Source organism: Ruegeria sp. CL6 (assembly GCF_056536465.1).
Genome location: NZ_JBQFPR010000001.1, coordinates 720,002 through 737,573, shown reverse-complemented (window position 1 = coordinate 737,573; position 17,572 = coordinate 720,002). Strand labels below are relative to the sequence as shown.

Here is a 17,572-nt window from a genome sequence, read left to right as displayed (position 1 = left end):
TCACGACGCGCGGGGAAAACTTCGCGGTCGGGATCAGTGTCGGGGCGGCAGATGCAGTCAGAAGCGCAGACATCACCAATACTCGCGTCGATACTGATGATCAGCGCCATGGCGATTATCGGGGTGATCGACAATGTGGTGGTATTGTTGGCCGAAACGATCGGATTGTGGCAGTTCCACCTGAGCCGTTCTTTGCTGATGTTGCCGCTGATTGCCGGGCTGTCGCTGATGGGGCTGGGCAGCTTGCGCCCGAAACGGCTGGGGCCGGTTGTTCTGCGCAGTGTTCTGATCACCCTGGCTATGTTGTTCTACTTTTCGTCCTTGGCGCTGATGCCGATTGCCCAGGCGCTGGCGGGATTGTTCACTTCACCGATTTTCGTGCTTTTGATCTCGGCCCTGTGGCTGAAACAGACCATCGGGCCGTGGCGTATCTTTGCGGTCATCCTTGGGTTTTGCGGTATCTTATGCGTCTTGCAGCCGAATTCGTATGAGTTTGACACGTTGAGCTTGCTGCCTGTTGCAGGGGGCTTGTTCTATGCCCTGAGCGCCATAATCACCCGTAGCTATTGCTCTGAGGAAAGTACTGTTTCGCTATTGGCGGCCATGGTCATCACCTTGGGGATGGCCGGGGCAATCGGGCTTGTAGTCCTGTCCGTTTTTCCGCTGGAGTCTGCCGCCGGAGCGCAAGGCTTTGCGACCCGCGGGTGGGAATCCAATATGATGCCTGCCGTCCCTTGGATTTTGTTGCAGGCCGGAGGGTCAACGATTGCCGTTTTTATGCTGATCAAGTCGTACCAGATTGGCGAGCCGTCATATGTCGCGGTCTTTGAATACTCGGTTATGGTCTTTGGGCCTCTCTTTGCATGGTTCGCGTTCGGTCAAACAATCGGAATGTTGCAGACGGTGGGAATTGGCCTGATCGCCACGGCTGGGGCATTGTTGGGGTGGCGCGCCTCACGCGAAGCAGCGCGAAAGGTGGCAGCGTGATTATTTCGCGCGGGCGGCGCTATGTTTTCGTCCACATTCCCAAAACAGGGGGGACATCGCTTTCACTGGCGTTGGAACAGCGTGCGATGAAAGATGACATTTTGTTGGGGGACACACCCAAAGCCAAGAGGCGTCGCAGGCGGGTCAAGTCGCTTACTGCCCGTGGGCGGCTGTGGAAACACTCGACACTCGCGGATATCGACGGTGTTCTGACAGCCGACGAGGTGAAGGATATGTTTACCTTCACGCTGGTACGCAATCCTTGGGACCGAATGGTTAGCTATTTTCACTGGTTGCAGGATCAGGATTTTGATCATCCTGCGGTCTCGCTGGCCAAGGCACTGCCTTTTGAAGACTTCGTCTTGCACCCCGCAACATTGCGATCATTTCAAAAGCATCCAGCGCGCCAATATATGACCACGGCACAGGGGCGGGAGTGTTGTCAGGCCTACATTCGGCTGGAACATTTTGAGCAGGATGCAGAACCATTATTTGCGCATCTTGGATTTCGGTTCGATCTGCCGCGCCTGAACCCGTCTCTGCGTTCCGAAGGGTATAGGCAATATTACTCAGCCCGCACAGCGTCGGCTATTGCGCGTGCATGTGCAGAAGATATCGACCGGTTTGGGTACCAGTTCGACCCGTCGTCCTGATCGCGAATTCAAACAATATTTGAGAGGGTTGCGCGGTGAAGCTCAGCAACAAGGTAGGTACGGGCTTCACAGAAATTGAAAAGCTGGCGCATAGGGTCATGCGCCAGCTTTTTCGTTTAGGCAGCTTTGGCTTCGGGGTCGAAGCGGCCATAGAAGGTCTGGCCTTTTTCGGCCATCTCACGCAGCAGCGGCGGGCAAGCGAAACGCTCGCCATATTTGGCGGCCAACTGGTCGCAGCGCTCGGCGGCGTAAGGCGTGCCGATGATGTCAACCCAGCTGAGCGGGCCACCGGACCACGGTGCAAAGCCCCAGGCCAGGATCGCGCCCACATCGGCTTCACGGATGTCTTCCACCACGCCTTCTTCCAGCGCGCGGACGGCTTCCAGAACCTGCGCGAACATCAGACGTTCCTGAACCTCGATCAGGTCGGGCTGCTCGTCGGCCAGCGGATACTTCTCCTGCAGACCTTTCCAATAACCCAGACGCTTGCCCTTTTCGTCATAGTCGAAGAAACCAGCGTTGGCCTTGCGACCCAGACGTCCCTGTTCTTCCATCCAGAAAATCAGATCATCTGCCGAGCTTTCGGGATAAGCATCACCCATCGCGGCCTTGGTCGCCCGGGCAATCTTGGCGCCCAGATCAATCGAGGTCTCGTCCGTCAGGTTGATCGGACCCACCGGGAAGCCCAGTTGACGGGCCGCGTTGTCGATCAGAACGGCGCTGACGCCTTCGGTGATCATCCGCGCGCCTTCGTTGACGTAAGGAATGATGCAGCGGTTGCAGTAGAAGAACCGCGCGTCATTGACCACGATCGGTGTCTTGCGGATCTGGCGTACATAGTCCAGCGCCTTGGCGACCGCGCGATCCCCGGTTTCCTTGCCCTTGATGATCTCGACCAGGAACATCTTCTCGACCGGCGAGAAGAAGTGGATACCGATGAACTGCTCAGGCCGCGCGCTCGCCTTGGCCAGATCGGTGATCGGCAGGGTCGACGTGTTCGACGCAAAGATGCAATCCTCGGGGATGATCGCTTCGACCTTCTTGGTCATCTCGGCCTTGACACCCGGATCCTCGAAGACGGCCTCGATGATCAGATCACAGCCTTGCAGTTGCTCAAGCTCGGGCGTCGCGGTGATGCGGCCCAGCATGGCTTCTTTCTTTTCGGCCGTGACCTTGCCACGCTTCATACCTTTGTCCAGATACGCTTCGGTGTAGGCTTTGCCCTTGTCGGCGGCAGCCTGATCACGGTCGATCAGCACAACCTCCATCCCGGCCTGCGCAGAAACCAGAGCGATACCGGCACCCATCATGCCTGCGCCCAGAACGCCGATCTTCTTGACCGACTGATCCGGAATACCCGCAGGACGCACGGCGCCTTTTTCCAGTGCTTCCTTGTTCAGGAACAACGAGCGGATCATCGCGCCCGATGACGGGTTCAACAGGACGGTTGTGAACCAGCGGGCTTCGATGCGAATGGCGGTGTCGAAGTCAACCAGCGCGCCTTCGTAGACCGCGCTTAGCAGAGCCTTTGCCGCAGGGAAGGCGCCTTGGGTCTTGCCGTGCACCATCGCGGCGGCACCGACGAAGTTCGGGAAACCAGCCGGGCTGAACGGAGCGCCGCCGGGCATCTTGTACCCCTTGGCATCCCAAGGTTTGACCAGGTCGGTGTCCTTTGCGTTCAGAACCCACTCTTTGGCTGCGGCCATCGGATCGGCTGCGATCTCGTCGACATAGCCGGCACCCTTGGCTTTCTTGACGTCCAGCAGCTTACCTTCCAGCAGCAAAGGTGCAGCAGCAATCGCGCCAACCTTGCGGACCATCCGGGTTGTACCGCCCGCGCCGGGGAAGATACCGATCAGAATTTCGGGCAGACCGTATTTGGCCTTGGGGTTTTCGCCCGCAAAGATACGGTGTGTGGACAGGGGCAGCTCCATGCCGATCCCTGCGGCAGTGCCAGGCAGAACGGTCGCAATCGGCTTGCCGCCCTTTTTGGTCTTGGGGTCCATGCCTGCCAGTTCGATTTTGCGCAGCAGGGCGTGAATGTTCATCGTGCCCTCGAACAGACCCTTGGCCGGATCATCACCGGCCTGTTCTTTCATGACGGCCAGCAGGTTCAGGTCCATTCCGCCGGCGAAAGAGCCTTCTTTGCCGCTTGTGATGATGACGCCCTTGATCTCGTCATCGGCCAATGCCTGATCGATGCAGTCGTTCAATTGCGACAGTCCGTCATAGGACATCACGTTCATTGATTTACCGGGAACATCCCAGGTGATTGTTGCGACGCCATCTGCGTCTTTGCTGAGCGTAAACTCGGTCATCCGTCGTCTCCAATCTGGTCAGCCGTCAGGGGGCTGCCGTCTTTACGGGTGAAGGTCGCGCCATCGGCGTCATCCTTCACCATCATGTCGATATCGCTGTAATAGCCGGTCTCGGTCGGGGTCCGCGTGCCCACCACCAGAAAGGTCGCGGGCGCATCGGTATTGTTCACAAGCTGGTGTCCGTTAGGCTCACCAGCCGGGAAAGCGGCGCAGTCGCCGGGCTGCATCTCATGCTCACCATCGTCGTCGATCAGGGTGCAGGTGCCGGTTAGCACAATGGCGAACTCGTCCTGCTCCATGTGGTAGTGACGCAACGAGGATTGCCCCGCCGGTTCCAACCGCACGATGTTGACCCCGTATTGGGTCAGCCCGCCCGCATCACCGATGCGCTGTACGAAACGACCTGCGGTCGCCTCGGCCAGCTTGCCGGGATAGGCCGAGCCGCCCTGAAACGGGATCTGAGTGAGATCCAGCTTGGGCATTACACCCGCTCGATGATCGTGGCCGCACCCATGCCGGAAGCCACACACAGGGTCGCCAGACCGGTTTCCTTGTCTTGGCGTTCCAGCTCGTCCAGCAGGGTGCCGATGATGATCGCACCGGTTGCGCCCAGCGGGTGACCCATCGCGATCGAGCCGCCATTGACGTTGACCAGCTCGGGATCGACATCAAACGCCTGCTGGAAGCGCAGAACCACCGAGGCGAAGGCTTCGTTGACTTCAAACAGATCCATGTCAGAGATCGCCATGCCGGTGTCGGCCAGGATTTTCTCGGTGACCGGAACCGGGCCGGTCAGCATGATGGTCGGGTCCAGACCGATCTTGGCGGTGCCTTTGATGCGTGCGCGCGGCTTGATGCCGTGCTTTTCACCAAATTCCTTGTTGCCGATCAGAACAGCCGCAGCCCCGTCCACGATGCCCGAGCTGTTGCCCGCGTGGTGGATGTGGTTGATCTTTTCCAGGTGCGGGTATTTCAGCAGCGCGACCTTGTCGAAACCGGGCATCTGTTCGCCCATCATCTGGAAGGCGGGGTTCAGGCTGCCGAGGCTTTGCATGTCGGTGCTGGGGCGCATGTACTCGTCACGGTCCAGAATGGTCAGGCCGTTGCGGTCCTTGACCGAAATGACCGATTTCTCGAACCGGTTTTCTTCCCATGCTTTCGCTGCACGACGCTGCGATTCCATCGCCAGCTGGTCGGCCTGATCACGGGTAAAGCCGTATTCGGTCGCGATAATGTCCGAGGAAATCCCCTGCGGCACGAAATAGGTGTCCATCGCCACCGAAGGATCAACAGCGATCGCCGCGCCGTCCGAGCCCATTGCCACGCGGCCCATCATTTCGACGCCACCAGCGATATAGCCGTCACCGGCACCGCCTTTGACCTGGTTGGCGGCCAGGTTTACGGCCTCCATGCCCGAGGCGCAGAAACGGTTGATCGACAGGCCGGGGATACGCTCGTCCAGGTCCGAGGCCAGAACCGAAGTGCGGGCCAGACAGCCGCCTTGTTCCATTACTTGCGTGGCGTTGCCCCAGATCACGTCTTCGACGGCGTGCCCTTCGAGGTTGTTCCGCTCTTTCATTGCGTTCAGGGCAACGGCCGACAGGCGCACCGAGGTCACCTCGTGCAGGCTGCCATCCTTGCGGCCCTTGCCGCGCGGGGTGCGCAGGGCGTCATAGATATAAGCTTCGGTCATGAGTAGCTCTCCTTAAGCTCGATCCGGCGCATTGCCGGGCATCAGGTCATAGGGGTGTTTCCAGCCGGGTTGTTCGGATAGCCGAGTCAACCAAGCGTCGATGTGGGGCCATTCGGCTCGGTCAAAGCCAAAGGGTTCGGGGTAATAAAGGTAGCCGCAGCAACTGAAATCGGCGTTGGTCGGGGCGTTGCCCACGATCCAGTCGCGGCCGTCCAGATGAGCGTTCAGAACTTGGTAGGCGGCCTTCAGGCGGCCCTGATTAAATGCGATGACATCTGCATTGCGGTGTTCTTCCGGCAGAAAATTCATCAGGAAACGGGTCATGCCTGCCATCGAACTTAGCTTGTGGTTGTCCCATAGCACCCAGCGCAGAACTTCGTATTTCTCCTCTTGGGTGGTGCCGCCGAACTTGCCGGTTTTTTCGGTGATATAGGCTTGGATCGCACCAGATTGGCTTGTGCGAAAATCGCCGTCGATCAAGACCGGCGCTTCGCCCATCTCATTGACGTTCTGACGATATTCAGCAGACCGAGTCTCACCCTTGAAGAAATCGACTTTGACCGGTTCCCAATTCAGGCCGGACAATTCTAGCGCCAGAGCAGCTTTGTAAGAGTTGCCGCTTTCGCCGAAACAATACAGTTTTATGGTCATTGCGGCGCCCCTCCCGTGGCGTGTTGCCGACTGTGAATCATGCGTCTCTTTAGCAAGAAGAAAGTGTTTCTCTGGAATGACGTTGCGGTCTTTTCGGAATGTTTCTTCTTGCTGAAACTACGTTTGTTCCCTGGTAAACTTTGTTCGTGGTTCAGCGCTTGCGCGCCTCTAGTTCGGAATTGAAAACGCGCAGGCGGTGGGTCAGGTTGTCCTGATCTATGACGCTGTTGAAGTTTTCAAAAAGGAATGACAGCGCTTCGCCTTCGTCCAGACCAGCTTCGCGGGCGAACCCCTTCAGCTTGCGGTACCCGTCCTCGGTCATGGCGACCGGAAAACGGCGGGTCAGGCGAAATCGTTTTGGCATATCTTTCCCTCCCGAGGAACTGGTTCCGAGGTCTCCCCCGGAACCAGATAAGGATCAGAAGCTTGCCGCCTCCAGCGCCATCACTGTGTCAGCGCCGGTCTGGATGCGCGACAGGTGCAGACCCGTGGCAGGCAGGCGACGCGCCATGTAGAACTGGCCGGTGGCAATCTTGGTCTCGTAGAACTCGGTATCCGAGGTGCCACCGTCAAGGGCTGCGTAGGCGGCTTTTGCCATTTGCGCCCACATCAGGCCCAGGCAGACATGGCCGAACATGTGCATGAAGTCGTTCGAGCCGGACAGCGCGTGGTTCGGATTTTTCGCGCCGTTCTGCATGAAGTACATGCCAGCGGCCTGCAGGTCTTTGGAAGCCGCCTTGAGCGGTTCAATGAACGCCTTGTCATAGGCTTCGTTTTGGCCGCCGTTTTCCTTGCAGAAATTCTTGACGATCTCGAAGAAGGCCATGACGTGCTTGCCGCCGTCGGTGGCCAGTTTACGACCAACGAGGTCCAGAGCCTGAACGCCGTTCGCGCCTTCGTAGATCATCGCGATCCGAGCGTCGCGGGTATATTGCGACATGCCCCATTCCTCGATGTAGCCGTGGCCGCCGTAAACCTGCTGCGCCTGAACGGTCATGTCATAACCCTGATCGGTCAGGAAACCCTTGATGACCGGAGTCAGCAACGAGATGAGGCCGTCCGCGTCCTTGTCATCCTTGCGATGCGCCTGGTCGATCAGCGTAGCGCCCCACAAAACAAACGCGCGCGCGCCTTCGGCAAAGCTTTTCTGATCCATCAGGTTGCGACGGATGTCCGGATGCACGATCAACGGATCGGCCGGGCCATCGGGGTTTTTCACACCTGTCACATCACGGCCTTGCAGACGGTCTTTGGCGTATTCCACAGCGTTCTGATAGGCGGCTTCGGCCTGTGCCAGACCCTGCATGCCCACACCCAGACGCGCTTCGTTCATCATGGTGAACATGGCGCGCATACCTTTGTGCAGGTCACCCAGCAAGAAGCCGGTGGCCTCGTCATAGTTCATCACACAGGTCGAGTTGCCGTGGATGCCCATTTTCTCTTCGATCTTGCCGACCGAGACGCCGTTGCGCTCGCCCAGCGAGCCGTCATCGTTGACCATGAACTTGGGCACGATGAACAGCGAAACGCCCTTGATACCTTCGGGGCCGCCGGGGATCTTGGCCAGAACCAGGTGAATGATGTTGTCGGCCATGTCGTGATCACCGGCCGAGATAAAGATCTTTTGACCCGACACCTTATAGCTGCCATCGTCCTGCGGTTCAGCCTTGGTGCGCATCAGGCCCAGATCGGTGCCGCAATGCGGTTCGGTCAGGTTCATGGTGCCGGTCCATTCACAGCTGACCATGTTGGGCAGGTACTTTGCCTTCTGCTCGTCCGTACCGTGCGCCAGGATTGCCGAGGCTGCACCGTGGGTCAGTCCCTGATACATGGTGAACGCCTGGTTCGCAGATTGGAAGAATTCGCCAACGGCGCTGCCAATGACGTAGGGCATGTTCTGGCCGCCGAACTCTTCGGGCATGTCCAGACCGGTCCAGCCGCCCTCTTTCATCTGCTCGAAACCGTCTTTGAAGCCGGTCGGCGTGTAGACGATGCCGTTCTCAAGGCGGCAGCCTTCGGTGTCACCCACGACGTTCAGCGGGTGCAGAACGTTTGTGGCGATTTTACCGGCTTCTTCCAGCACGGCGCTGGTGAATTCGGCCTCGAGTTCGTCGTATCCGGGAATATCCGATCCCGAAACGTTCAGTACTTCGTGCAGGATGAACTGCATGTCTTTTGTTGGCGCGTTGTAAACGGGCATTTGAAGCTCCCTTTAAATTCAGATGTCCGGAGATTGAGACCGCCAAGTCACTCGGCGGCGTTTTTGTCATTTTTCATCGAGGCGATAACTTTCTCGCCCCAACGCAACTGTTCCTTTAGATCGTCGATGGCCTGTGTCAGCTCCTCGCGGCGCGATTCCATATCCGCCAGACGTTCGCGGGCGATATCGAATGTGCGGGTCATCTGTGTCATTTGCTGATCACCCACATGATACAGATCCAGCAGTTGCCGGATCTCTTCCAGGCTGAACCCAAAACGTTTCCCGCGAAGGATCAGTTTCAATCGCGCCCGATCACGCTTGGTGAACAGGCGTTTCTGCCCTTCACGGATGGGAAACAAAAGTTCCTTGGCCTCGTAAAATCGCAATGTGCGGGGCGTGACATCGTATGTCTCGCACATTTCACGAATGGTCAGCAGATCTTCGGTCATGGTTTCAGCACTCTTGTCACTGGCGTCTATCAAGGTCAGTTGCGCAGTTGATGCGCCTCTTACAACACGGAGATGACGTTCGCGTAATGCAAACGCTACGTCACAAATAAGTTGACGTAACATCCACTCGCGTCAAGGTTCTGAGGGCGGGAATTCTACGAACGTAGCGTCACGAAATTGTGTCGCTGACACGGTGCACCGGCTTGATCCCGCAGCGAGAACTGCACAGGAGTTCTTGCGCTTGCGGGGTGCGGGCCTTGGAAATTTCTTGGGGAGAGGGTCAAGGGATCGGGCAGCGGTGGCTGCCCTTCAGTCATTCTAGCGACTTGGCGGTTTGCTCACGCATTTGCTTGAGCGCGTCGATCGCTTCGTCCAGTTGTTTTCTTTGCTTGTCCAGTTCGATCAACTGCTGGTCGGCCACTTCCACGAATGTTTTCATCTGGGCCTGAGTTCCCTGATCTTCGTAGATCAGAAGCCATTGGCGGATGTCTTCCAGAGGAAATCCGTATTTTCTGCCCCGCATGATCAAAGTCATCCGGGCACATTCCCGAGGACCATAATAGCGCGATCTTCCTTCCCTTTCGGGCTGCAGAAGTTCGATATATTCATAGTAGCGCAGGGTGCGTGGAGTTACGTCAAACTCGGCGCACATCTCTTTGAATGATAATCGGTCGTCAGTCATTCCTGATCTCCTCTGAATTAGCCTATGGCGTGCCGGCATCAAGCGCAACAGGCAGGCTTGCTCTTTTACTAGCCCCTCGCTCATAAAGGGAGAAACCAAGAGGACACAAGTACATGGTCGACAAATCAGCTATCGCGCGTCAGTTCATCGAGGCGATTCCTCATGCCAGAGCCTTGGGCATGACGCTGACCAAAATCGGCAATGGCGAGGCCGGGATCACGATGCCATACAGCAAGGATCTTGTGGGTGATCCGCGCACCGGGGTGATCCACGGGGGGGCGGTCTTTGCCGTGTTGGACACCTGTTGCGGCGCGGCGGTCATGAGCCACCCTTCGGCCCCCGGCGGGACGGCCACGATTGATCTGCGGATCGACTATATGCGCGCGGCCACGCCGGGGCAGAGCATTACAACGCATGCGACCTGCTATCACATCACGCGCAACGTCGCTTTTGTCCGAGCAACTGCAATGGACGAAGATCAGGATCTGCCAGTGGCGACGGCATCCGGGTCTTTCACCGTGGAGGGGCTGTAATGGCACGTACCCGTCCTGAGCCCATGCAAGTCGTCAAGCAGCGCCGCGACGCTGCGTTGAACGCAATCGTTGATGGTGTGCCCTATATCCGGTTCCTCAATATCGGATTTGATCGGCGCGGGGATGAACTGACCGGCGTTCTGAATTTTGACGACAAGCTGATCGGAAACCCGTTTCTGCCAGCTTTGCACGGGGGCGTCACAGCGGCCTTTCTCGAAGTGACGGCCGTGATCACCTTGAGTTGGGAATACTTTTTTCCCCGGATCGAAAGCGGCGAACTGGATGCGAGCGACATCTTCAAGGATGACTCCGTGCGCTTTCCCAAAACGGTGGATTTCACCGTTGACTACTTGCGGTCGGGATTGCCACGCGATGCATATGCCCGGGCCTTCGTTAGCCGCTCGGGGCGACGGTATGCCTCTGTTCGGGTTGAGGCGTGGCAGGACAATCACGCGCGCCCCTATGCGCAGGCCACAGGGCATTTCCTGATGCCTCAGCCACCGGCCCAAAAAGAGTAGCGGCCGTGCAGGATGCTTCGGCACCCATAACGCATAGGCGGGTGCTGAAGATTGCGGTGCCCATCGTGCTGTCAAACGCCACGGTTCCCATTCTGGGGGCTGTGGATACCGGTGTTGTCGGGCAAATGGGTCAGGCCGCGCCGATTGGGGCCGTCGGAATGGGCGCCGTTATCCTGTCCACGATATATTGGATCTTTGGGTTCCTGCGCATGGGAACCACTGGTTTGGCAGCACAGGCGCGCGGGGCAGGGGACACAGCCGAGACTGGCGCCCTTTTGATGCGTGGCCTGCTTTTGGGCGGCGCGGCGGGACTGTTCTTTGTCCTGACGCAAATCTGGGTGTTCTGGGGGGCGTTTGCCCTGTCGCCAGCCAGCCCAGAAGTCGAGGCGTTGACGCGCGACTATCTGGAGATTCGCATCTGGGGGGCACCGGCGACCATCGCCCTGTATGCGGTGACCGGCTGGTTGATCGCGATCGAGCGGACAAGAGGGGTGTTCATCCTTCAGGTCTGGATGAACGGCTTGAACATCGCGTTGGATCTTTGGTTTGTGCTGGGCCTTGGCTGGGGCGTCGAAGGTGTCGCGATTGCCACATTGATCGCGGAATGGACCGGGCTGGCGCTGGGTCTCTGGCTGTGCCGCAGTGCGTTTGGCGGCAATCAATGGCGCGACTGGCCGCGAATTTTCGATCCCACTCGTCTGCGCCGCATGATGCAGGTGAACAGGGATATCATGATCCGTTCGGTCCTTTTGACCGGTTCGTTCACGACCTTTCTGTTTGTCGGTTCAGATCTGGGCGACGTCAACCTCGCCGCCAATCAGGTCTTGCTGCAATTCCTTGAAATCACGGCGTTTGCCTTGGACGGGTTCGCTTTCTCGGCCGAGGCGCTTGTCGGCGGTGCCGTTGGCGCAAAGGACCGGTATCAGGTGCGGCGGGCCTCTGTCATGGCAACGCAATGGGGCGTGGGCGGAGCCTTTGTGCTGGGCGCTGCGTTTTTCTTGGCTGGGCCTGCGCTGATCGACGTGATGTCCACCTCGCCGGATGTGCGCGTCGCGGCGCGAGAGTATCTGGTTTGGGCGGCACTGGCGCCCGTGATCGGGGTGGCAAGCTGGATGTTTGACGGCATCTACATCGGCGCGACGTGGACCCGAGCCATGCGGCAGGCGATGATCCAGTCCGTTGCGATCTATGTCGTGGCGCTGTTTGTCCTTGTCCCATTGCTGGGCAATCACGGATTATGGGCCGCGCTGATGGTGCTGAACATTGCCCGGGGCGTCACCTTGGGATGGCGATACCCCAGACTGGAAGCCCAGATCGCTTAAAGCAGGGCCAGCAGATTTTCAGGAGGCCGCCCAATAGCAGCCTTGTCGCCTGATATCGCCAGAGGGCGTTCGATCAGGATCGGATTGGCGGCCATGGCAGCAATCAAGTCATCCTCAGGCGTCGTCTTGGACAGGCCCAGTTCCTTAAAACGCTTTTCGCCGGTCCGCATCATTTCGATGGCAGGTATGCCCAATCGCTTTTGGGCGGCGCGAATGTCTTCTGCCGAAGGTGCATCGTCCAGATACCTACGGATTTCAACCTTTGCGCCGTTTTCCTCCAGCAGAGCAAGCCCGGCCCGAGATTTGGAACAGCGCGGGTTGTGCCAATATTCGATCACAGCCAATCCTCTCGTTTGCTGCCAACGGCCTGTGCGACAGTTTCAAACCCATCGCGCGCCAATAGTTTGTTCAGCCCCAGCGCGATGTCCGAGGCAAGGGAAATGCCGCCGAATACCATGGCCGTATAGAACTGAATGGCCGACGCCCCGGCGCAAATCTTGGCATAAGCCTGCTCTGCCGAACTGATGCCGCCGACACCGATCAACGGAACCTGCCCGTTCGTCAACTGGCTCAACTGCGCCAGAACGCGGGTGGATTTTTCAAACAGCGGCGCGCCGGAAAGACCACCGGCCTCGGATTTGTGAGGGCTGCTCAGCCCGTCACGCGACAGTGTCGTATTGGTGGCGATTACGGCGTCGACACCAGTTTCGCGGGCCACGTCCGCTATATCCTGAAGCTCGGCTTCGGTCAGGTCCGGTGCAATCTTCAGGAAAATCGGCAAAGGACGCGCCAGCGCGTCCCGTGTTTCAATCACGCCGCTCAACAGGGCACTCAGTGCAGCTTTACCCTGCAAATCCCTGAGTTTTTCGGTGTTGGGAGAGGACACGTTCACCGTGGCAAAATCCAGATGCGGGGCACAATGGGCCAGCACCTTGGCAAAATCGCCCGGTCGGTCGTCGCTGTCTTTGTTCGCGCCGAGGTTCAGGCCGATCACGGCATCCTTTGGGCGCTGTGCCAGACGGCGTGCCATGACCTCCATGCCTTCGTTGTTAAAGCCAAATCGGTTGATGGCCGCCCTGTCTTCGGTCAGGCGAAACAGGCGCGGTTTCGGGTTGCCGGGCTGGGGGCGCGGCGTGACTGCGCCGACCTCGATAAACCCGAACCCTGCCCGAGACAGCGGGGCCAGAACCTCTCCGTTCTTGTCGAAACCTGCGGCCAAACCAACTGGGTTCGGCAGATCAAGCCCTGCAACAGACGTGCGCAGACGGGGCGAAGTAATCGGTCCCGGTGCCGGGGCCAGCCCAGCTTTCAGGGCTTTTATCGAAAGCCCATGAGCGGCTTCCGGGTCCATCCGGTGCAAGGCGGCAAGGCCAAGTTTTTCAGTCAGTTTCATCCGAAGGAATCTCCACCGTGGGTTGGGGCACAACGGATCAGGCGCGATGTTGCGACAGCCGCCTGACGGTGCACAACCGCCTTTCGATAAACCGGGTCCGTGACCATTTCTAGAAATGCATGAGCAGTGGGATAGCGTGCGATGAACATGGCGTCCCAGGTTTCGTCATCCGGGCCGATCAGAGTGGTTTGAAATGCGCCCCGCCACAGGATGGAAGCGCCTAACCGCGCCACAATGGGGGCGGTCTCGGCTCCGTAGTTCTGATAGGCTTGTGCGCCGGTTAGCCCCACATCAGCCAGTTCGTGCCCGGCCGGATATTCAGCCTTGGGGCGAAACTTCACAAGGTTGAGCATTTCGATCGGATGATCGCGATCCAGCGCCTTGAACGCCTCGAACTGGGCGCGTTCTGGGTCGATGAAACCGGTCATTTCATTTCCTCGGGGAACTGGTGCGATTGCCCATCAAAAGGCAGGGGACGCGACCAGGCGATATCGGTCATGCGAATTCTGCGGTAAAGATGCGGGAATAGCGCCCCACCGCGCGACACCTCCCATTTCAGGTCGTCACCCATTGCGTCCGCGTCGCACGCAAGCAGAAACAGACCTTCGACTCCGGCAAAGTGCTTGGCCGCCGTTTCAGCGGCCTGCGCAGCGGTTGAAAAATGAACATAGCCATCTGAAACGTCAATCGGCGCGCCGTCTGACTCTCCGTTTGCCTGCAGCGTGGCCCATTCGTCGGCCCGAAATATCTTGTAAATCAGCATGGGGTCGTGATGCCCCGCGAGACGAGTAGAATCAAGGCGGATTTCCCCCTTTGACTCTTAGCCGCGTTAGGCGCACCATCGGCGGCAATAACAACAGGGAGTTTCAATATGTTGACCCGTTTCCTGGCTTCGGCTGCCGTATTGGGCCTGACCGCAGGTATGGCCGTAGCCGAGTACAAGCTAACGATTCTACACACTAACGATTTCCACGCGCGCTTTGAGCCGATCAACAAGTATGACAGTGGGTGCAGCGACGAAGACAACGCCGAAGGCAAGTGTTTTGGTGGTTCGGCCCGGCTGGTCACAGCGGTGAACGAGGCGCGCGGAAGGGCTGGAAACTCGATCCTTGTGGATGGCGGAGACCAGTTTCAGGGTTCATTGTTCTATACCTACTACAAGGGCAAAGTCGCGGCCGAGTTCATGAACAAGCTGGGCTATGATGCCATGACCGTGGGCAACCACGAATTCGACGACGGCCCGGAAGTGCTGCGCGGCTTTGTCGACTCTGTTGATTTTCCTGTTCTGATGTCGAACGCCGATATTCGCGACGAAGAATTGCTGACCGACAAGATCAAGAAATCGACGGTGATCGAAGTGGGTGGCGAAAAGATCGGCCTGATCGGGCTGACACCCGAGGATACCGATGAGCTGGCATCACCCGGCCCGAATGTCACCTTCTCGGACCCTGTCCCGGCTGTTCAGGCCGAAGTCGACAAGCTGACCGGAGAGGGCGTCAACAAGATCATAGTCCTGAGCCACTCGGGGTATGGCGTGGACCAGCGGGTCGCGCAGGAGACAACTGGTGTTGACGTGATCGTGGGTGGCCACTCGAATACCTACCTGTCCAACGTTTCGGACCGGGCGGTTGGTCCCTATCCGACCGTAGTGAATGGCGTTCAGATCGTGCAGGCTTATGCATACGGAAAGTTTCTGGGCGAATTGAATGTGACGTTCGACGATGACGGCAATGTGGTCGAGGCAGCGGGTGAGCCGCTGATCATGGACAATACCGTCACTGAAGATCAGGCTGCGCTGGACCGTATCGCGGAACTGGCGGTGCCGTTGGACGAAATCCGCAACAAGGTTGTCGCCAGTGCAGCCGACGCGATTGAGGGTGACCGCTCGATCTGTCGGGTGCAGGAATGTCAGATGGGCAATCTGGTCGCCGACGCGATGCTTGCGCGCGTTGCGGATCAGGGCGTTCAGATCGCGATTGCCAACTCTGGCGGATTGCGTGCCTCGATTGATCCGGGCGATGTGACAATGGGCGAAGTGCTGACGGTTCTTCCGTTCCAGAACACGCTATCGACCTTTGAAATCAGCGGGCAGGGCGTGATCGATGCGTTGGAAAATGGCGTAAGTCAGGTGGAAGAGGTCAAGGGCCGCTTTCCGCAGGTGGCAGGGCTTACCTTTACGTGGGATCCAGCCGTGGCGCCAAACGAGGGTCGCGTGTCCGAGGTCATGGTGGCAAGTGGTGACGGCTTTCAGCCCATTGATCCCGGCGCCACGTACCTGGTCGTGACGAACAACTATGTTCGCAACGGAGGGGATGGCTACAGCATGTTTGAGGGCGACGACAAAAACGCCTACGACTTCGGGCCGGACCTTGCGGATGTGACGGCAGAGTATCTGGCCGAAAACGCGCCTTACACACCTTATCTGGACGGACGCATCAAACAGAAGTAACAGCGCCTATAGAAAACAAGAAAGGCCGCATCATTTGATGCGGCCTTTTCTGGTTGCGGGTTGCTCAGCTAAAATCATATTCCGGCCAAAGCTCGGGGTCGAACCCTTGCAGCATTGGCTGCAAATGTTCCGAGACATCGCGCCAACCGCCGATTGACTTGGTCGAAATCTTTTTCCTCACTTGGTCAATGCTGGCAGTTCTGACCTGTTGCTTGTTCTGTTCCGGATGCATCATGGCTTCGGACCACTCGATATCGCAGAACTCCGCGACTTTCTGGCTGTAGGTCTTTGGATCAGAAACCAGCTCTTCGTAGGGGACAGTCAGGATTCTGTCGCCAAACACATCAATCCAATGCGCCATGTAGCGGCGGTACAAGTTCGCTGAATGAGCAATGGACCCAAGGTTCGACGCATAGCGCATCCCGCCGGCGGGGAACCTTCTGATCCACTTGGACAAACCAACATCCCGAGGGTCGCGTAGCATGTTAATGACTTTTGCGTTCGGAAAGGCCGACAACAGGAACCCTGCGCGCTGGAAATTATGCGGCATCTTATCCACGAATGCGACCGAGTCTTCAGGGACTGGCGGCATTAGCCTGCGGAACTCCCGCGCGAATTCCGCAGCTTCTTTAGCTCCAAATCGTTTGCGCGTTTTCAAATGAACATGCGATAGATCGCTGCCGATCGTCAGTTCCCCGCACCCGGCGATTTTGGGATCTGTGCTTAGCATCATCTCCATCAGCGTGGTGCCTGAACGCGGCTGGCCCAGCACGAAAATCGGTTTGGGGGTCTCTGAAAGATCGGGCACAACCGGTGCAGAGGCCGTGGGGAAAAGGTCTGTGATCTGAGCCAGCTTTTCTTCTTCGGCGGCGAAATCGTAGGGGTTTGCTTCGTGTTGTATCGCGTTGGCCCGTGCGAATTGCGGAAGCGCGGCACCCAGCCCTTCGGTTTTTGAAATCAGCTCTGCCTTGGCGAACTCAAGCTCGGAAACGCCATGCTCATGAGTTTGGCGGGCCGCCTCAACCGCTTGCATCAGATCCGGCGCTGTTTCGGCATTTGCCATTGTAGAGAGTTGAAACAGCGTCGCCACGTGGCCTGGGTCTTTGGCCACAATGCCTTGCATAATGTCCTTTGAACCCGCTTTGTCGCCACTCTGGTGCAGGTTAACTGCCATTTGAAACGCGATATTGTTGTTTTCAGGTTCCAGCGCATAGGCTCGCGTGATGTCGCGTGTGCCGTTCTCGACAAATGCGATACGTCCATAGGCCCGTGCCCGCGCGCACAACAGACCCGCGTTGTCCGGGTCAGAGGCCAGCTTTCTGGTGGTATAGTCGATAATAAGGCGCCAGTTGCTGCCCTTTTGCTGAATCTCGTCGATGACGCGAGTCAGCTCCTTGTTGTTCGGGAATTTTTCCAGCTTTTGTTCGGCAAATTCCATGGCCTTCGGAATCTGGCCCGTCTGCATCAATGCGTTGGCAAGGTTTTCAACAAATTGCGGATCATCCGGCTTCATCCGCGAGGCTTCGATGAAATGCGGTATAGATTTCCGGTACTGCTTCATCTCGGTCAGGACAAAGCCTGAGATGGCGTGAAAGTCCGTGTCCTTGGGGAATTTCTTTAGGCCCAGTTGCGCTTTTTTCAGTGCCTGCTGCAGCTTGCCCGCGTCCAAGGCGGACAGCGCCTTGCTTTTGAGGGAATTCGCCGTTTGATTTTGCATGTGACCC

At 57.9% G+C, this 17,572-nt stretch carries 19 protein-coding genes; 6 read left to right on the top strand and 13 right to left on the bottom strand.

Annotated elements, in window-relative coordinates; genetic code table 11:
- The first annotated feature begins 51 nt into the window (after positions 1-51).
- The gene (locus ACR0LH_RS03680) at positions 52-987 is read left to right on the top strand and encodes a DMT family transporter (protein WP_480719727.1); all 936 of its coding nucleotides are present in this window, start codon (positions 52-54) and stop codon (positions 985-987) included.
- Positions 984-1,640, top strand: coding sequence for a sulfotransferase family 2 domain-containing protein (locus tag ACR0LH_RS03675; protein WP_480719726.1), 657 nt, complete (start codon positions 984-986; stop codon positions 1,638-1,640). The genes ACR0LH_RS03680 and ACR0LH_RS03675 overlap by 4 nt, the downstream gene beginning before the upstream one ends.
- Positions 1,641-1,756: 116 nt before the next feature.
- Here ACR0LH_RS03675 and ACR0LH_RS03670 read toward each other — a convergent pair whose 3' ends face one another.
- The 8 genes from ACR0LH_RS03670 to ACR0LH_RS03635 form a co-directional block, all read right to left on the bottom strand.
- Positions 1,757-3,958, bottom strand: a complete 2,202-nt coding sequence (locus ACR0LH_RS03670) for a 3-hydroxyacyl-CoA dehydrogenase NAD-binding domain-containing protein (RefSeq protein WP_480719725.1) — start codon at positions 3,956-3,958, stop codon at positions 1,757-1,759.
- Positions 3,955-4,440: a cupin domain-containing protein gene (locus tag ACR0LH_RS03665; RefSeq protein ID WP_170776741.1), complete on the bottom strand. Its 486-nt coding sequence runs from the start codon at positions 4,438-4,440 to the stop codon at positions 3,955-3,957. The genes ACR0LH_RS03670 and ACR0LH_RS03665 overlap by 4 nt, the downstream gene beginning before the upstream one ends.
- On the bottom strand, positions 4,440-5,651 hold the full coding sequence (locus tag ACR0LH_RS03660; RefSeq protein ID WP_480719724.1) for an acetyl-CoA C-acetyltransferase: 1,212 nt from the start codon (positions 5,649-5,651) through the stop codon (positions 4,440-4,442). Before ACR0LH_RS03660 ends, ACR0LH_RS03665 begins: the two co-directional genes overlap by 1 nt.
- 12 nt (positions 5,652-5,663) lie before the next feature.
- Entirely contained in the window at positions 5,664-6,302 is a 639-nt protein-coding gene (locus ACR0LH_RS03655; RefSeq protein WP_480719723.1) for a glutathione S-transferase family protein, read from the bottom strand.
- 151 nt (positions 6,303-6,453) lie between these two features.
- Complete coding sequence (locus tag ACR0LH_RS03650) at positions 6,454-6,666, bottom strand: hypothetical protein (protein ID WP_170382328.1); 213 nt, start codon at positions 6,664-6,666, stop codon at positions 6,454-6,456.
- Between the two features lie 54 nt (positions 6,667-6,720).
- Positions 6,721-8,502 carry an acyl-CoA dehydrogenase C-terminal domain-containing protein gene (locus ACR0LH_RS03645; protein WP_480719722.1) on the bottom strand — a complete coding sequence of 594 codons (1,782 nt, stop codon included), beginning with the start codon at positions 8,500-8,502 and terminating at the stop codon, positions 6,721-6,723.
- Between the two features lie 47 nt (positions 8,503-8,549).
- Complete coding sequence (locus ACR0LH_RS03640; protein WP_170554868.1) at positions 8,550-8,951, bottom strand: MerR family transcriptional regulator; 402 nt, start codon at positions 8,949-8,951, stop codon at positions 8,550-8,552.
- A 313-nt stretch (positions 8,952-9,264) separates the two neighbouring features.
- Positions 9,265-9,633 carry a MerR family transcriptional regulator gene (locus tag ACR0LH_RS03635; protein ID WP_170417629.1) on the bottom strand — a complete coding sequence of 123 codons (369 nt, stop codon included), beginning with the start codon at positions 9,631-9,633 and terminating at the stop codon, positions 9,265-9,267.
- Between the two features lie 113 nt (positions 9,634-9,746).
- Here ACR0LH_RS03635 and ACR0LH_RS03630 point away from each other — a divergent pair, with 113 nt between their 5' ends.
- From ACR0LH_RS03630 to ACR0LH_RS03620, 3 genes are read left to right on the top strand one after another with little or no spacing between them, the layout of a single operon-like run.
- Positions 9,747-10,166: a PaaI family thioesterase gene (locus ACR0LH_RS03630; protein WP_170382336.1), complete on the top strand. Its 420-nt coding sequence runs from the start codon at positions 9,747-9,749 to the stop codon at positions 10,164-10,166.
- The gene (locus ACR0LH_RS03625) at positions 10,166-10,684 is read left to right on the top strand and encodes a PaaI family thioesterase (protein ID WP_170776738.1); all 519 of its coding nucleotides are present in this window, start codon (positions 10,166-10,168) and stop codon (positions 10,682-10,684) included. The genes ACR0LH_RS03630 and ACR0LH_RS03625 overlap by 1 nt, the downstream gene beginning before the upstream one ends.
- 5 nt (positions 10,685-10,689) lie before the next feature.
- Positions 10,690-12,006 carry an MATE family efflux transporter gene (locus tag ACR0LH_RS03620; RefSeq protein WP_480719721.1) on the top strand — a complete coding sequence of 439 codons (1,317 nt, stop codon included), beginning with the start codon at positions 10,690-10,692 and terminating at the stop codon, positions 12,004-12,006.
- Here ACR0LH_RS03620 and arsC read toward each other — a convergent pair.
- From arsC to ACR0LH_RS03600, 4 genes are read right to left on the bottom strand one after another with little or no spacing between them, the layout of a single operon-like run.
- Complete coding sequence (arsC, locus tag ACR0LH_RS03615; protein WP_170795759.1) at positions 12,003-12,344, bottom strand: arsenate reductase (glutaredoxin); 342 nt, start codon at positions 12,342-12,344, stop codon at positions 12,003-12,005. The two genes, ACR0LH_RS03620 and arsC, sit on opposite strands and share 4 nt — an antisense overlap.
- Positions 12,341-13,399, bottom strand: a complete 1,059-nt coding sequence (locus ACR0LH_RS03610; RefSeq protein ID WP_480719720.1) for a quinone-dependent dihydroorotate dehydrogenase — start codon at positions 13,397-13,399, stop codon at positions 12,341-12,343. Before ACR0LH_RS03610 ends, arsC begins: the two co-directional genes overlap by 4 nt.
- Complete coding sequence (locus ACR0LH_RS03605) at positions 13,396-13,827, bottom strand: DUF1330 domain-containing protein (protein WP_480719719.1); 432 nt, start codon at positions 13,825-13,827, stop codon at positions 13,396-13,398. Before ACR0LH_RS03605 ends, ACR0LH_RS03610 begins: the two co-directional genes overlap by 4 nt.
- Entirely contained in the window at positions 13,824-14,162 is a 339-nt protein-coding gene (locus tag ACR0LH_RS03600) for a DUF952 domain-containing protein (RefSeq protein WP_480719718.1), read from the bottom strand. Before ACR0LH_RS03600 ends, ACR0LH_RS03605 begins: the two co-directional genes overlap by 4 nt.
- A gap of 108 nt (positions 14,163-14,270) precedes the next feature.
- Between ACR0LH_RS03600 and ACR0LH_RS03595 the strand changes: the two genes are divergently transcribed.
- A complete protein-coding gene (locus ACR0LH_RS03595; protein WP_170382348.1) occupies positions 14,271-15,848 on the top strand; it encodes a bifunctional metallophosphatase/5'-nucleotidase in 1,578 nt (525 codons plus the stop codon).
- A gap of 64 nt (positions 15,849-15,912) precedes the next feature.
- Here the strand turns inward: ACR0LH_RS03595 and ACR0LH_RS03590 are convergent, their stop codons facing one another.
- Positions 15,913-17,565, bottom strand: coding sequence for a tetratricopeptide repeat-containing sulfotransferase family protein (locus ACR0LH_RS03590; RefSeq protein WP_480719717.1), 1,653 nt, complete (start codon positions 17,563-17,565; stop codon positions 15,913-15,915).
- Positions 17,566-17,572 lie beyond the last annotated feature (7 nt).

What these genes read in the sequence shown, in the direction of transcription:
- ACR0LH_RS03630 (WP_170382336.1), top strand. Translation starts at nt 9,747, where the DNA reads ATGGTCGACAAATCAGCTATCGCGCGTCAGTTCATCGAGGCGATTCCT.
- ACR0LH_RS03670 (WP_480719725.1), bottom strand. Translation starts at nt 3,958, where the DNA reads ATGACCGAGTTTACGCTCAGCAAAGACGCAGATGGCGTCGCAACAATC.
- ACR0LH_RS03660 (WP_480719724.1), bottom strand. Translation starts at nt 5,651, where the DNA reads ATGACCGAAGCTTATATCTATGACGCCCTGCGCACCCCGCGCGGCAAG.
- ACR0LH_RS03645 (WP_480719722.1), bottom strand. Translation starts at nt 8,502, where the DNA reads ATGCCCGTTTACAACGCGCCAACAAAAGACATGCAGTTCATCCTGCAC.
- ACR0LH_RS03590 (WP_480719717.1), bottom strand. Translation starts at nt 17,565, where the DNA reads ATGCAAAATCAAACGGCGAATTCCCTCAAAAGCAAGGCGCTGTCCGCC.
- ACR0LH_RS03650 (WP_170382328.1), bottom strand. Translation starts at nt 6,666, where the DNA reads ATGCCAAAACGATTTCGCCTGACCCGCCGTTTTCCGGTCGCCATGACC.
- ACR0LH_RS03665 (WP_170776741.1), bottom strand. Translation starts at nt 4,440, where the DNA reads ATGCCCAAGCTGGATCTCACTCAGATCCCGTTTCAGGGCGGCTCGGCC.
- ACR0LH_RS03600 (WP_480719718.1), bottom strand. Translation starts at nt 14,162, where the DNA reads ATGCTGATTTACAAGATATTTCGGGCCGACGAATGGGCCACGCTGCAG.
- ACR0LH_RS03680 (WP_480719727.1), top strand. Translation starts at nt 52, where the DNA reads ATGCAGTCAGAAGCGCAGACATCACCAATACTCGCGTCGATACTGATG.
- ACR0LH_RS03635 (WP_170417629.1), bottom strand. Translation starts at nt 9,633, where the DNA reads ATGACTGACGACCGATTATCATTCAAAGAGATGTGCGCCGAGTTTGAC.
- ACR0LH_RS03640 (WP_170554868.1), bottom strand. Translation starts at nt 8,951, where the DNA reads ATGACCGAAGATCTGCTGACCATTCGTGAAATGTGCGAGACATACGAT.
- ACR0LH_RS03655 (WP_480719723.1), bottom strand. Translation starts at nt 6,302, where the DNA reads ATGACCATAAAACTGTATTGTTTCGGCGAAAGCGGCAACTCTTACAAA.
- ACR0LH_RS03605 (WP_480719719.1), bottom strand. Translation starts at nt 13,827, where the DNA reads ATGACCGGTTTCATCGACCCAGAACGCGCCCAGTTCGAGGCGTTCAAG.
- ACR0LH_RS03625 (WP_170776738.1), top strand. Translation starts at nt 10,166, where the DNA reads ATGGCACGTACCCGTCCTGAGCCCATGCAAGTCGTCAAGCAGCGCCGC.
- ACR0LH_RS03595 (WP_170382348.1), top strand. Translation starts at nt 14,271, where the DNA reads ATGTTGACCCGTTTCCTGGCTTCGGCTGCCGTATTGGGCCTGACCGCA.
- ACR0LH_RS03610 (WP_480719720.1), bottom strand. Translation starts at nt 13,399, where the DNA reads ATGAAACTGACTGAAAAACTTGGCCTTGCCGCCTTGCACCGGATGGAC.